The 12,167-nt window shown below is 69.6% G+C and carries 14 protein-coding genes; 13 read left to right on the top strand and 1 reads right to left on the bottom strand.

Annotation, left to right across the window (positions count from 1 at the left end):
- Positions 1-20: 20 nt before the first annotated feature.
- The 5 genes from GPZ80_RS15645 (at position 21) to GPZ80_RS15625 (ending at position 3,163) form a co-directional block, all read left to right on the top strand.
- Positions 21-707 (top strand): AzlC family ABC transporter permease, encoded by a 687-nt coding sequence (locus GPZ80_RS15645; RefSeq protein ID WP_187221099.1) that lies wholly within the window; start codon positions 21-23, stop codon positions 705-707.
- A gap of 124 nt (positions 708-831) precedes the next feature.
- Positions 832-1,140, top strand: coding sequence for a branched-chain amino acid transport AzlD family protein (locus GPZ80_RS15640; RefSeq protein WP_187221098.1), 309 nt, complete (start codon positions 832-834; stop codon positions 1,138-1,140).
- A 36-nt stretch (positions 1,141-1,176) separates the two neighbouring features.
- Entirely contained in the window at positions 1,177-1,797 is a 621-nt protein-coding gene (pdxT, locus tag GPZ80_RS15635; RefSeq protein ID WP_187221097.1) for a pyridoxal 5'-phosphate synthase glutaminase subunit PdxT, read from the top strand.
- Between the two features lie 10 nt (positions 1,798-1,807).
- Positions 1,808-2,560, top strand: a complete 753-nt coding sequence (locus GPZ80_RS15630; protein ID WP_187221096.1) for a YebC/PmpR family DNA-binding transcriptional regulator — start codon at positions 1,808-1,810, stop codon at positions 2,558-2,560.
- A gap of 90 nt (positions 2,561-2,650) precedes the next feature.
- Complete coding sequence (locus GPZ80_RS15625; protein WP_187221095.1) at positions 2,651-3,163, top strand: DUF4262 domain-containing protein; 513 nt, start codon at positions 2,651-2,653, stop codon at positions 3,161-3,163.
- A gap of 259 nt (positions 3,164-3,422) precedes the next feature.
- On the opposite strand, the gene GPZ80_RS15620 is transcribed toward GPZ80_RS15625, so the two are convergent.
- Positions 3,423-3,713: a hypothetical protein gene (locus GPZ80_RS15620; RefSeq protein WP_187221094.1), complete on the bottom strand. Its 291-nt coding sequence runs from the start codon at positions 3,711-3,713 to the stop codon at positions 3,423-3,425.
- Between the two features lie 76 nt (positions 3,714-3,789).
- On the opposite strand from GPZ80_RS15620, the gene GPZ80_RS15615 reads away from it, so the two are divergent.
- The 8 genes from GPZ80_RS15615 (at position 3,790) to GPZ80_RS15580 (ending at position 12,063) form a co-directional block, all read left to right on the top strand.
- On the top strand, positions 3,790-5,541 hold the full coding sequence (locus tag GPZ80_RS15615; RefSeq protein ID WP_187221093.1) for a metallophosphoesterase family protein: 1,752 nt from the start codon (positions 3,790-3,792) through the stop codon (positions 5,539-5,541).
- 50 nt (positions 5,542-5,591) lie between these two features.
- Positions 5,592-6,176, top strand: a complete 585-nt coding sequence (gene ruvC / locus GPZ80_RS15610; RefSeq protein WP_187221092.1) for a crossover junction endodeoxyribonuclease RuvC — start codon at positions 5,592-5,594, stop codon at positions 6,174-6,176.
- The gene (gene ruvA / locus GPZ80_RS15605; RefSeq protein ID WP_187221091.1) at positions 6,173-6,763 is read left to right on the top strand and encodes a Holliday junction branch migration protein RuvA; all 591 of its coding nucleotides are present in this window, start codon (positions 6,173-6,175) and stop codon (positions 6,761-6,763) included. Before ruvC ends, ruvA begins: the two co-directional genes overlap by 4 nt.
- Positions 6,763-7,818 carry a Holliday junction branch migration DNA helicase RuvB gene (gene ruvB / locus GPZ80_RS15600; RefSeq protein WP_187221090.1) on the top strand — a complete coding sequence of 352 codons (1,056 nt, stop codon included), beginning with the start codon at positions 6,763-6,765 and terminating at the stop codon, positions 7,816-7,818. Before ruvA ends, ruvB begins: the two co-directional genes overlap by 1 nt.
- Positions 7,819-7,931: 113 nt before the next feature.
- Positions 7,932-8,309 (top strand): preprotein translocase subunit YajC, encoded by a 378-nt coding sequence (gene yajC / locus GPZ80_RS15595; RefSeq protein WP_187221089.1) that lies wholly within the window; start codon positions 7,932-7,934, stop codon positions 8,307-8,309.
- A gap of 230 nt (positions 8,310-8,539) precedes the next feature.
- Positions 8,540-10,336, top strand: a complete 1,797-nt coding sequence (gene secD, locus GPZ80_RS15590) for a protein translocase subunit SecD (RefSeq protein WP_187221088.1) — start codon at positions 8,540-8,542, stop codon at positions 10,334-10,336.
- A gap of 1 nt (position 10,337) precedes the next feature.
- On the top strand, positions 10,338-11,543 hold the full coding sequence (secF, locus tag GPZ80_RS15585; RefSeq protein WP_187221087.1) for a protein translocase subunit SecF: 1,206 nt from the start codon (positions 10,338-10,340) through the stop codon (positions 11,541-11,543).
- 1 nt (position 11,544) lies between these two features.
- Positions 11,545-12,063, top strand: a complete 519-nt coding sequence (locus tag GPZ80_RS15580) for an adenine phosphoribosyltransferase (protein ID WP_187221086.1) — start codon at positions 11,545-11,547, stop codon at positions 12,061-12,063.
- The last annotated feature ends 104 nt before the right edge of the window (positions 12,064-12,167 follow it).

Raw genomic sequence — 12,167 nt, 5'->3', positions numbered from 1 at the left:
CTGGGTTCAGGATAAAACACATGCGTTCGATATGGCGAACACTCGATGCCGAGCTGTGGCGCGGCGTGCTGGCGATCGCCCTCGCCGCGGCGGTCAACGGGGCGTCCTTCGGCGCCATCTCGGTCGCGGCCGGGACCCCGCTGTGGGTTCCGGTGGTGATGTCCCTGCTGATCTTCGCGGGCGGCTCGCAGTACATGGCGATCGGTGTGGTCGCCGCGGGCGGAAGTCCGATCGCGGCGGTGCTCGGCGGCCTGGTCCTCAACGCGCGGCACCTGCCGTTCGGTCTGGCGGTCGGCGACGTCATCGGCCGGACCTGGCCCGCCCGGATCCTGGGCAGCCACCTGCTGATCGATGAGTCGGTCGCGTTCGCCATGGCCCAGACCGACGCCCGGCGCGCCCGCGCCGCCTACTGGGCCTGCGGGGCGTCGCTGTTCCTGGCGTGGAACCTCGGAGTGTTCGGCGGCGCGCTCGCCGGGCAGCTGGTCAGCGACCCGGAGGTGCTCGGCCTCGACGCGGTCTTCCCCGCGGTGATGCTCGCGCTGGTCCTGCCCGCGCTCAAGGACACGGGCAAGCTGCGCCCCGCGCTGATCGGCGCGGTGATCGCCCTGGCCGCCACGCCGTTCCTGCCCGCCGGGGTTCCGGTGCTGCTCTCGCTGCTCGGCCTGCTGGCCGTGCCGCGCCGGAACAAAGTGGAGGCCCCCGCATGACCACCGTGCCGCTTCGCCCCGTCGTCGTCCCCCGACCGACACGCGAGTCGCGCCGTCCGGCAACCGAGTTCGACCGCTGTGTCGATGCGCCCGCTTTCCCGCCTCGGAAAGGTCAGGTGCCCGCATGACGCTCATCCCGATTCTCGTTCTCGCGCTGGGCACCTTCGCCTTCCGCTTCGGCGGCGTCCTGCTGCGCGAGCGGATCACCATGCCCGAGCACGTCCGCGAGTTGCTCTCCACCGCCGCGATCGTCCTGCTCGTCGCCCTGGTGGCGACGTCGTCGCTGGCCAAGGGGCCGTCCTTCGCCGGGTGGGCGCTGCCCGCGGGGGTCCTCGTCGGTGGCGTGCTCGCCTGGCGCAAAGCGCCGTTCGTCGTCGTCGTGGCCGCCGCGGCCGCGACCGCCGCGCTGCTCCGGCTCGCCGGGGTGGCATGAGACTAAGCTGGAAAACCACACGTGGGAGAGGGTTCGATGTCCGTTGACCGTCCGCTGATCGGTGTCCTCGCGCTGCAGGGCGACGTTCGGGAGCACACCGCCGCCCTGACCGAGGGCGGCGCCCGGGTGATCTCCGTGCGCAGGCAGTCGGAGCTGGCCGAGGTCGACGGGCTCGTGCTGCCCGGCGGGGAGTCCACCACGATCTCCCGCCTGCTGGAGACCTTCGAGCTCCTGGAGCCGCTGCGCGCCCGGATCGCCGAGGGCATGCCGACCTACGGCTCGTGCGCCGGAATGATCCTGCTCGCCGAGAAGGTCCTCGACGGCCGCCCCGACCAGCACCAGCTCGGCGGTCTCGACATGATCGTGCGCCGCAACGCCTTCGGCAGGCAGGTCGACTCCTTCGAGGAGGACCTCGACGTCGCCGGGGTCGACGGCGGGCCGATGCACGCGGTGTTCATCCGTGCGCCTTGGGTGGAGTCCGCGTCGCCCGCCGTCGAGGTGTTGGCTACGGTTCCGGATACGCCTGCCGCCGGTGCCGCCGCCGGTAGGATCGTCGCCGTTCGGCAGGGCGATGTGCTGGCCACCGCGTTCCACCCGGAACTGGGCGGCGACCACCGTGTGCACCGCCTGTTCGTGGACATCGTTCGGAAATCATGACGGAGGAGAGATGAGCGGCCACTCCAAGTGGGCGACAACCAAGCACAAGAAGGCCGCCCTCGACGCCAAGCGTGGCAAGCTCTTCGCGAAGCTGATCAAGAACATCGAGGTCGCCGCCCGCACCGGCGGGGGTGACCCGGACGGCAACCCCACGCTGTTCGACGCGATCCAGAAGGCGAAGAAGAACTCGGTCCCGCAGGACAACATCGAGCGCGCCCGCAAGCGCGGCGGTGGCGAGGAGGCGGGCGGCGCGGACTGGCAGACGATCATGTACGAGGGCTACGGCCCCAACGGCGTGGCCGTGCTGATCGAGTGCCTCACCGACAACCGCAACCGCGCCGCGGGCGAGGTGCGCATCGCGATGACCCGCAACGGCGGCTCGATGGCCGACCCGGGTTCGGTGGCGTACATGTTCAACCGCAAGGGTGTCGTGGTCCTGCCGAAGAACGGCCTGTCCGAGGACGACGTCCTCATGGCGGTCCTGGACGCGGGCGCCGAAGAGGTCAACGACCTCGGCGAGAGCTACGAGATCATCTCCGAGGCCACCGATCTCGTCGCCGTGCGCAAGGCGCTACAGGAAGCGGGCTACGACTACGAGTCGGCGGACGCGAGCTTCGTGCCGTCGGTGACGGTGGAGCTGGAGGCCGAGGGCGCCCGCAAGATCTTCAAGCTGATCGACGCGCTCGAGGATTCCGACGACGTCCAGAACGTCTACGCGAACTTTGACGTTTCCGACGACGTCATGGCCGCCGTGGACGCCTGAGACCGTGGCAAGCTGAACTGAACGGCCCGGGCGGGTGCGCTGCCCGGGCCGCTTTGTTTCCGAGTCGTTCCCCACCGGCGAGGAGTGCGCATGGCCCTGGACGGCATCACCGCCGAAGACAACAACCTCCGCGAGTGGCTGCTGCGCACGGCGGACCAGGACGGCCACGCCGTCATAGAAATCGAAGGCGACGAGAACGGCGCCCCCTACGCCTTCTCCGTAGGCGCCTGGCGCCGCTTCGGAGCGCCGGAGGCCGTCGTCATCGGTCTGCCGGTGGACATGGCCCAGCCCCTCATCGATCTCTACGTCCGCCGCGCCGCATCGGGGGAGCGCTTTTTCCCCGGCCTGCCTTACCTCGACTTCTTCGACGGCGTACCCGTGGTCGTCGAACGCATCCACCGCGCTTTTTACCCGGAATACCTGGGAAGCGCGTTCCTCCTGTATCCCTCGGGCGAATTCCCGGCCCTGCAACTCATCGTCGCCACCCCCAAAGGCCACTGGCCCTGGAGCCCCGACGCCCCCGCGGGATTCGCGAACTGGCAACCCGTCCTGACCGAATCCGGCCGCCCCGAAAGCTGGCGCCCCGGCATCGACGGTCCTTAAGGGGAGAGGCGACAAGGCGGCGTCGCCCAACGAGCGACCTTGGCCAAACGAGGCGAACCACCCAAACAGCCGTCGGGGACCCTGGAGGGTCGGCGTGATCTTGGGAAATGAGACCTCATGTGGCCGGCAGGTCGCGGTCGGTCGCGCGGGCCGTATTTCTCTTCAGACACCCGCGCCGCCAATCAGCCAATCACCAGCCCATCGCGTCCGCGAACCACGGGGCGGCCGACCGACCATGAGCCCCGAAGCTCACCGCCGGTCAATCACCGGAACACCAAGACAAAGATCCCGGGACAGCCACCGGCGGCCAAGCTCGACCGTCAGGCGTCACCAGCGGCATGCCGACCCCGTCATCGGTGACCGTGAAGTCCGGATCTCCCTGGATCTCCACCCGAACCGCCCCATCGCAACGCGCGTCGTCCACCACCAGTCGGAGCACGAGCCCGGGCAGTGCGGGGTCGTCTCTGTCTGCCCCGAAGTACATCCGAGGCCGGGAACGCACCGCCTCGCGCAGGGTTGTCTTGCGAATTTCATCCGGGCGGTAGGCCATTCGCGGATTCTGCCCGAACAGCCGTCACCCGATAGTGATCACGTCGCTAGGCTTCCCTCGAAGTGAGAGGAGGCCGATGACTCCACCACCCCGGTCCCGCCCCCGCCCACGCACGTGCGCTGAGACCGAACTCGGCTTCCAACCGCAGCCCGCGGTCCGCTGGCTCGCGCCCAAGGTGCTGGTCAGCACCGGCATCCAGTCGGTGATCGCGACCATCTTCGGGTCCTACGCCGACAAGCGCGAGCTCCAGGGCAGCCTCCCCGCGACCATCCACCGCTACGACGACGATGACGAACTGTGGATCGACTTCGTCGCCGATGTCGGTGACGGTTTCGACGCCACCTACTCCATCGCCACCCTTCTGGCCGCCGAGAAGCTCGACATCGGCGGGCACGAGCTGCCCCGCGGCCGATTGCTGATCATGGGCGGCGACCAGGTCTACCCGTCCGCGTCGACCCGCAACTACGAGGACCGCACCAAAGGCGTCTACCGTGCCGCCTTCCCCGCGCTCAACGGCGACGCCCCCACGCTGTTCGCCCTGCCCGGCAACCACGACTGGTACGACGGCCTCACCTCCTTCCTCCGCGTCTTCGCGCAGAAGCGCAACTTCGGCGGCTGGGACACCGAGCAGACCCGCTCCTACTTCGCCATCGAACTGCCGCACCGCTGGTGGCTCTTCGCCATCGATACCCAGTTCGACGACTACATCGACGCCCCGCAGCTGGAGTACTTCCGCCGGGCGTCGGCCGAGTTGCGACCCGGCGACGGCGTCATCCTCTGCACCTCCGCGCCCGCCTGGGTCGACGCGGGCGCGGGCGGGAACACCAAGACCTACGACACCTTCGAGTTCTTCGACCGCGAGATCGTCCGCTCGCAGGGCGCGCAGGTGCGCGTGATGCTCTCCGGCGACCGCCACCACTACGTCCGCTACGCCGAGAACGGTGGCGACCGCCAGCGGATCACCTGCGGCCTCGGGGGCGCCTACCTGGCCGCCACCCACGAACTCCCCGAGAAGCTGGTCCTGCCACCCCCGACCTCCCGGGTGCGGGAGCCCTCGGCGTGCACGGACTACGAGATGGCCGAGCGTTACCCCGACCGCTGGACCTCGGAGCGGTTCGCCGCCGGGATCGTCCGGCTGCCCTGGCGCAACCCGGGTTTCTGGGCGATGACCGGCATCTTCCAGACCCTCATGACCCTGGCTGTCCTCTATGGACTCGTGCAGACCCTCGGCAGCCACGGCGCGTCCGGGTTCTTCGGGCTCGTCGCGAGCTGGACCCCCGCGATCCTGGTCGGCTTCGGCCTGGTTCTCGGCGCCCTGGCGTTCGCCAGAATCGAGGACCCCAAACGCGGCCTGTCCGCGACCGTCGCCGGTGTCCTGCACGCCATCGGGCACATCCTGCTCAGCGTCGCCTGGTCGTTCGTCGTCATCTGGCTCTACAGCTCCGTCCTGCCCGACGGACCGGTCGGCGACTGGGCGACCCTGGTGATCGTCATGGGTGGCACCCCACTGCTGATCGGGTTCGTCGACGCCGAACTCGTCGCCGTGTACCTGATGATCGCCAGCCGCTTCGGGATCAACCTCAACGAGGTCATGGCGGGCCAGAGCATCGAGGACTACAAGGGTTTCCTGCGCCTGCGCATAGACGACCAGGGCCGCCTGACGATCTTCCCGGTCAAGGTCGAGACCACCTGCCGGGCCTGGGTCCCCGATCCCGACGCCGCGCGGCACCTCCCGTGGCTCAAGCCCGAGGGCGACCCGCTGCGCCCGGAGCTCATCGAAGAGCCGATCACCGTAGCCCGCGTGTCGACCGCGGACGCCCGCCCCTGACCGCCTACGCTCTCGAACGAGTGTTCAAGGCGAGCTAGGGAGCGGCGGCTGTGCGCGTGCTGGGAGTCGACCCGGGCCTGACCCGCCTCGGCATCGCGGTGGTCGACGGCGGCGCCGGGCGGGCGGTCCGCGCGGTCGCGGTCGACGTGATCCGCACCCCGGTCGACGACGATCTCGCCGTGCGCCTGCTCAAGGTCGCCGACGGCGTGGAGGCCTGGCTCGACGAGCACCGCCCGGAGGTCGTCGCCATCGAGCGGGTCTTCAGCCAGCACAACGTCCGCACGGCCATGGGCACCGCCCAGGCCGCCGGTGTCGTCGCGCTGTCGGCCGCGCGCCGCGGGCTCCCGGTCATGTTCCACACCCCGAGCGAGGTCAAAGCGGCTGTCACCGGCTCGGGTCGAGCCGACAAAGCCCAGGTCACCGTGATGGTCACCAAGCTCCTCGGGCTCACGGTCGCGCCGAAACCCGCCGACGCCGCCGACGCGCTGGCCCTGGCGATCTGCCACCTGTGGCGCGCGCCGATGCGCGACCGGATGGCGCAGGCCGAGGCGAGGGCGGCGGAGATCGCCCGCACCCACCGTGCGAGGCTGGCCGCCGCGGCCAAGGCAACCAAAATCAGGACGGTGACGAAGTGATCTCCTCGGTGCGAGGCACAGTGGCAGCGGTCGGACTCGACCACGCGGTCATCGAGGTCGGCGGCGTCGGGCTCGCCGTGCAGTCCACCCCGCACACCCTGGCGACGCTGCGCCGCGGCGAGGAGACCTCGCTGGCCACGGCCCTGGTCGTGCGCGAGGACTCGCTGACCCTGTTCGGCTTCGCCGACACCGAGGCGCGCGACCTGTTCCGCCTGCTGCAGACCGTGTCCGGCATCGGACCGCGGCTCGCGCTGGCCACCCTCGCCGTCCTCGAACCCGACCAGCTGCGCGCCGCGCTGGCCGACGGCAACATCACCATCCTCACCCAGGTCCCCGGCATCGGCCGCAAGGGCGCGGAGCGGCTGATCATCGAACTGCGCGACAAGGTCGGGACAGTGCCGTCCGGTGAGTCACCCGCCGCGCCCGCGGGCCAGGTCCGCAACTCGGTCGTCGAGGCCCTCGTCGGTCTTGGCTTCGCCGCCAAACAGGCCGAGCAGGCCGTCGACGGCGTGCTCGCGGAGAACGGCGTCAGCGACACCTCGGCGGTGTTGCGCAAGGCGTTGGCCACTTTGGGCCGCAAGCGCTGATGGAGCCCGACATGGAGGAATGGGAGTCCCAGCTGTCCCCGGTGGCCGAACCGGAGGAACGCGAGGACGAGGCGACCCTGCGCCCCAAGCGGCTCTCCGAGTTCGTCGGCCAGCCCCGCGTGCGCGAGCAGCTCGATCTGGTTTTGCAGGGCGCGACCCGGCGCGGCTCACCGCCCGACCATGTGTTGCTGTCCGGCCCGCCCGGCCTGGGCAAGACCAGCCTCGCGATGATCATCGCCGCCGAACTGGGCAGGCCGATCCGGATCACCTCCGGTCCCGCCCTGGAACGCGCGGGCGACCTCGCCGCGATGCTGTCGAACCTCGTCGATGGCGAGGTCATGTTCATCGACGAGATCCACCGCATCGCCCGGCCCGCCGAGGAGATGCTGTACCTGGCGATGGAGGACTTCCGAGTCGACGTCGTCGTCGGCAAGGGCCCCGGCGCCACCAGCATCCCGCTGGAGATCGCGCCGTTCACCCTGGTCGGCGCCACCACCCGCTCCGGCGCGCTCACCGGCCCGCTGCGCGACCGCTTCGGCTTCACCGCGCACATGGAGTTCTACGAGCCGCACGAACTGGAGCGGGTGCTGCGGCGCTCGGCGGTCATCCTGGGCGTCGACCTGCACGAGGACGGCGCCGAGGAGATCGCGGGCCGCTCTCGGGGAACACCCCGTATCGCGAACCGGCTGCTGCGCCGGGTCCGCGACTACGCCGAGGTCCGGGCCGACGGCGCGGTCACCCGCGAGGTCGCCCAGGCCGCGCTGAAGGTCTACGACGTCGACGAGCTGGGGCTCGATCGGCTCGACCGCGCGGTCCTCGGCGCCCTGGTGAAGTCCTTCGGCGGCGGGCCGGTCGGCGTCTCCACCCTGGCGGTGGCGGTCGGGGAGGAATCGACGACGGTCGAAGAAGTGTGCGAGCCGTTCCTGGTCCGCGCGGGGATGCTCGCGCGCACACCGCGCGGGCGCGTGGCGACGGCGGCGGCTTGGACGCATCTGGGCCTGCCTGCCCCGATCGAAGCCTTCGGCCAGGCGGGGCCTACCCTGTTCGATGAGTGATCGACCACGTGTGAGCTGTGATGAAGCGGCTGGCACCTGGCACACTCGGGTGAGGCAAACCCCGAACAATCGGACTTTTCCCGCATCGGGGAACGTTCCCGAAACGGAGTGAAATGAACCAGGCTCTGCTCCCGCTGCTGCTCGTGGCGGTGCTCGCGATCCCTCTGATCCTCGGCTCGCGCAGGCAGAAGAAGATGGTGGCGCAGCAGCAGGAGCTGCAGAACTCGCTCGCCGTCGGCGACCGGGTGATGACGACCTCCGGTCTCTACGGCACGGTTTCCGACATCTCCGACGACGCGACGATCGGCATCGAGATCGCGCCCGGCGTGGAGACCAGCTGGCTGCGCCAGGCCGTCCGCGAGAAGGTCGGCCCGGACATGGAAGACGATGCGGACGACGAAACGGTCGAGGACTCGGACGAGGCCGTCGAGGCCACTGAGGTCTCGGGCTCCACGGCCCAGGTCGCGCCGCCGCTCGACCACAAGAAGTAAGCCGACCTCGGGTTCCGGGTCACGGCCCGGAACCCGACGCAGGCGGACAGTGACCCGCGCAACACTGGGTTCACGCCGCAAGAGGTACGCTGCGCCCTCACCCACATGTGTGACTCGGGTGCGGGCGCAGTGTCATGACCAAACACACTGGTCAGCCGCACTTCGCTTGGCCCCCAGCGCGCGGGAGTCATGCGTTCACATCCGAAGCTAGCCGAGGAGACGGACCGACCGTGGCACCACCGGCCGGGCAGATCCGCCCAGGACGCTATTTGGCGTTCTTCATAGCAATCGTCGTTGTCCTGTATGCCCTGGTGTTCGCCACCGGCGACCATCAGGCGAAGCCCAAACTGGGCATCGACCTGCAGGGTGGTACTCGTGTCTCGCTGACCGCGCGCACCGAGACCGGCGAGCCGTCCAAGGAGTCGCTCGACCTGGCTCGCGAGATCATCGAGGAGCGGGTCAACGGCACCGGTGTCAGTGGCGCCGAGATCGTCCTCGATGGCAACAACATCGTCATCACCGTCCCCGGTGAGCAGGGTGAGAAGGCCAAGGATCTCGCGCAGCCCGCGCAGCTGCGGTTCCGTCCCGTGATCGGCGCGCTTCCCGCCGCCCCCGCGGAGCAGGCTCCGCCGCCGTCCTCAGGCGTGCAGCAGCCGCCTGCCTCCGGGACCGTGCAGCCGCCCGCGAGCGGTGCCCCGACGTCGGCGCCCGCGCCGTCGGCCGGTGCGCCCACCTCGGGTGCGCCGCAGGGCCGTCCGGCTCCGGCCGCGCAGCCCGCGCCGCCGTCGCAGCCCGCGCCGCCGCCCGCCGCGGACAACGCCTGCACCAAGTACACCGCGCTGCTCAACGACCAGAAGACGCCGGTCGGGCAGCTCATCACCGCTGCCAAGGCCTGCCGCCAGGACCCGAAGCTCGCGCCGAGCAAGGGCCCCGACAACGCGGAGGTGCCCGCGGACGCCGCGCTGCAGCAGGCCGCGTTGGCCACGCTCGACTGCGGCAAGAAAGACCCGCTGATCGGCAACGACGACCCGAAGCTCCCGCTGGCCACGTGTGACCAGGACGGAATCGAGAAGTTCATCCTCGGCCCGTCGTTCCTCGAGGGCAACCAGATCGACAACGCCATCTCGCAGCCGGACCCGCAGGGTGTCGGCAACGTCGTCAGCGTCAGCTTCAAGAGCGAGGGCGCGCGGATCTGGTCGGAGTACACCGCCAGCCACGTCCAGCAGCGCGCCGCGTTCGTGCTCGACACCGCGGTCGTCTCCGCGCCGACGATCCAGGGCGCCATCAACGGCGACACCCAGATCACCGGCGGCGAGGGCGGCTTCAAGACCGCCGAGGCACAGAAGCTGGCCAACGTGCTGAAGTTCGGCTCGCTGCCGCTGTCCTTCGAGTCCTCGGAGGCCGAGACGGTCTCCGCGACGCTGGGTCTGGCCTCGATGCAGGCCGGTCTGATCGCGGGCGGCATCGGTCTGCTGCTGGTCTTCATCTACTGCCTGATCTACTACCGCCTGCTCGGTGTGCTGACGATCCTGTCGCTGGTTCTCTCAGCGGTGATCGTCTACGGCGTCCTCGTGCTGCTGGGGCGTTGGGTCGGGTTCACCCTCGACCTCGCGGGCATCGCCGGGTTCATCGTGGCGATCGGCATCACCGCGGACTCGTTCGTCGTCTTCTTCGAACGGCTCAAGGACGAGGTGCGCGAAGGCCGGTCGTTCCGGTCGGGCGTGCCGCGGGCCTGGGTCCGCGCCCGGCGCACGATCCTCTCCGCCGACGCGGTCCAGTTCCTGGCCGCCGCGGTGCTCTACATCCTGGCCGTCGGCCAGGTGAAGGGCTTCGCGTTCACCCTGGGCATGGCAACTGTGCTCGACCTGATCGTGGTCTTCCTGGTGACCCACCCGCTGGTGGCGCTCGCCTCGAAGTCCAAGTGGCTGTCCAACTCGAAGCTCTCCGGCCTCGGAGCCGTCCAGCGGAACCAGCAGACCCTGCGCGCGGCGCGGGTCGGCGCGGGCACCGCCGCGAAGGAAGTGTGACGTGTCCACCCCCAAGAAGCAGAGCATCTTCGAGCGGCTCTACATCGGCAACGGCGCGTTCGACATCGTCGGCAAGCGCAAGCGCTGGTACCTGATCTTCGGCGGCCTGATGCTTATCTGCCTCGCGTCGATCGTCTTGCGCGGATTCAACTTCGGCATCGACTTCAAGGGCGGCACCAAGATCCAGTTGCCGTCGTCGAGCGCTTCCGGCCAGATCTCGGTCGAGCGCGTGGAGACCGTCTTCACCGAGGCGATCAACAAGGAGCCCGCCGCGGTCCAGTTGGTCGGCACCGGCGCCAACCAGACCATCCAGATCAAGTCGGAGGCGTTGACCGTCGACGAGGTCCGGCTGGTCAAGAACGCGCTGTTCGAACAGCTCAAGCCGCAGTCGCCCAATGGTGAGTCCACAGTCGCGCAGATCAGCGACAGCGCGGTCTCAGGCACCTGGGGCGGCGAGATCTCGCGGCAGGCGCTGTGGGCGCTCGCGGTGTTCCTCGTATTGGTGACGGTCTTCCTGGCGCTGTATTTCGAGAAGTGGATGGCGGTCGCGGCGCTCGTCGCGCTGTTCCACGACATCATCGTGGCGGCGGGCATCTACTCGATCGTCGGCTTCGAGGTCACGCCCGCGACGGTGATCGGTCTGCTGACCATTCTCGGCTTCTCGCTCTACGACACGGTCGTGGTGTTCGACAAGGTCAAGGAGAACACCCGCGGCCTGCTCGGACTGACCCGGCGCACCTACGCCGAAACCGCGAACCTGGCCCTGAACCAGGTGCTGATGCGCTCGATCAACACCTCGATCATCGCGCTGCTCCCGGTCCTGGGGCTGCTGGTGATCGGTGTCGGCCTGCTCGGTGTCGGCACCCTCGGCGACCTGGCGCTCGTCATGGCCGCGGGCATGCTCGCGGGTGTGCTGTCGTCGATCTTCCTGGCGACCCCGCTCCTGGTCGACCTGAAGATGACCGAGCCGAAGTTCAAGCAGCAGGCCGAGCGCGTGGCCCAGCGCCGCGCGAACGTCGCCCGCAAGGCTGACACGGCCGAGGGCGATGAGGCCGAGACCGACGTCTCCGACGACGAGGCGCTCAACGCCGAACTGCGCCGCGAGAAGGCCATGGCGATCGCGGCGGGCGTCCCCTCTCGCACACCGAAGGCCTCCGACGCTCGGCGCAAGCCCTCCGGCAGGCCGACGGGCAAGAAGCGGCGCTGACGTGCGCCTGGAAGACGCGCTCACCCTGGTCCGGGAAGTCCCCGACTTCCCGGAACCAGGGGTGCTCTTCCGTGACCTGAGTCCGCTGCTGGCGGACGCGGACGCGTTCCGCGCGGTCACCGACGCTTTCGCCGCCGAGATCCCCGACGGCGTCAGCACGGTGGTCGCGCTGGAGGCCCGCGGCTTCCTGTTCGGCGCCGCGCTGGCCGCCGTGCACGGATTCGGGCTGGTCACGGTGCGCAAGCCAGGCAAGCTGCCGGTCGTGGCCGACAGCGCCACCTACTCCCTCGAGTACGGCACGGCCACCTTCGAGCTGCCCGAAGGTGTCATCGAGCCTGGGGCGAACGTCGTCATCATCGACGACGTGCTGGCCACCGGCGGCACGATCGAGGCCGCCGCGGGCCTGGTCGACCGGGCGGGCGCGAAGGTCGCGGCGGTGACGGTCGTCGTGGAAATCGCCGCGCTGGGCGGTCGCGAGCGACTTGCAGGGCACAACTTGCGGTCGTTGCTCGTCGTCTGACATGGGCTGTTCGCCGCCCCAGCGGAAACTCGTCACCCGTTCCGGCGTTATCCTCGGTATCCGGGTCACACGAGTGACCCGGGAGTCGTTCGCCGCTGGCGACC

The sequence above is a fragment of the Actinokineospora xionganensis genome (genome assembly GCF_014323725.1).
GTDB classification, from domain to species: domain Bacteria; phylum Actinomycetota; class Actinomycetes; order Mycobacteriales; family Pseudonocardiaceae; genus Actinokineospora; species Actinokineospora xionganensis.
This window is presented reverse-complemented; position numbering and strand designations above follow the sequence as displayed.

What these genes read in the sequence shown, in the direction of transcription:
- GPZ80_RS15615 (WP_187221093.1), top strand. Translation starts at nt 3,790, where the DNA reads ATGACTCCACCACCCCGGTCCCGCCCCCGCCCACGCACGTGCGCTGAG.
- GPZ80_RS15630 (WP_187221096.1), top strand. Translation starts at nt 1,808, where the DNA reads ATGAGCGGCCACTCCAAGTGGGCGACAACCAAGCACAAGAAGGCCGCC.
- GPZ80_RS15620 (WP_187221094.1), bottom strand. Translation starts at nt 3,713, where the DNA reads ATGGCCTACCGCCCGGATGAAATTCGCAAGACAACCCTGCGCGAGGCG.
- GPZ80_RS15645 (WP_187221099.1), top strand. Translation starts at nt 21, where the DNA reads ATGCGTTCGATATGGCGAACACTCGATGCCGAGCTGTGGCGCGGCGTG.
- GPZ80_RS15625 (WP_187221095.1), top strand. Translation starts at nt 2,651, where the DNA reads ATGGCCCTGGACGGCATCACCGCCGAAGACAACAACCTCCGCGAGTGG.
- ruvB (WP_187221090.1), top strand. Translation starts at nt 6,763, where the DNA reads ATGGAGCCCGACATGGAGGAATGGGAGTCCCAGCTGTCCCCGGTGGCC.
- pdxT (WP_187221097.1), top strand. Translation starts at nt 1,177, where the DNA reads ATGTCCGTTGACCGTCCGCTGATCGGTGTCCTCGCGCTGCAGGGCGAC.
- GPZ80_RS15640 (WP_187221098.1), top strand. Translation starts at nt 832, where the DNA reads ATGACGCTCATCCCGATTCTCGTTCTCGCGCTGGGCACCTTCGCCTTC.
- yajC (WP_187221089.1), top strand. Translation starts at nt 7,932, where the DNA reads ATGAACCAGGCTCTGCTCCCGCTGCTGCTCGTGGCGGTGCTCGCGATC.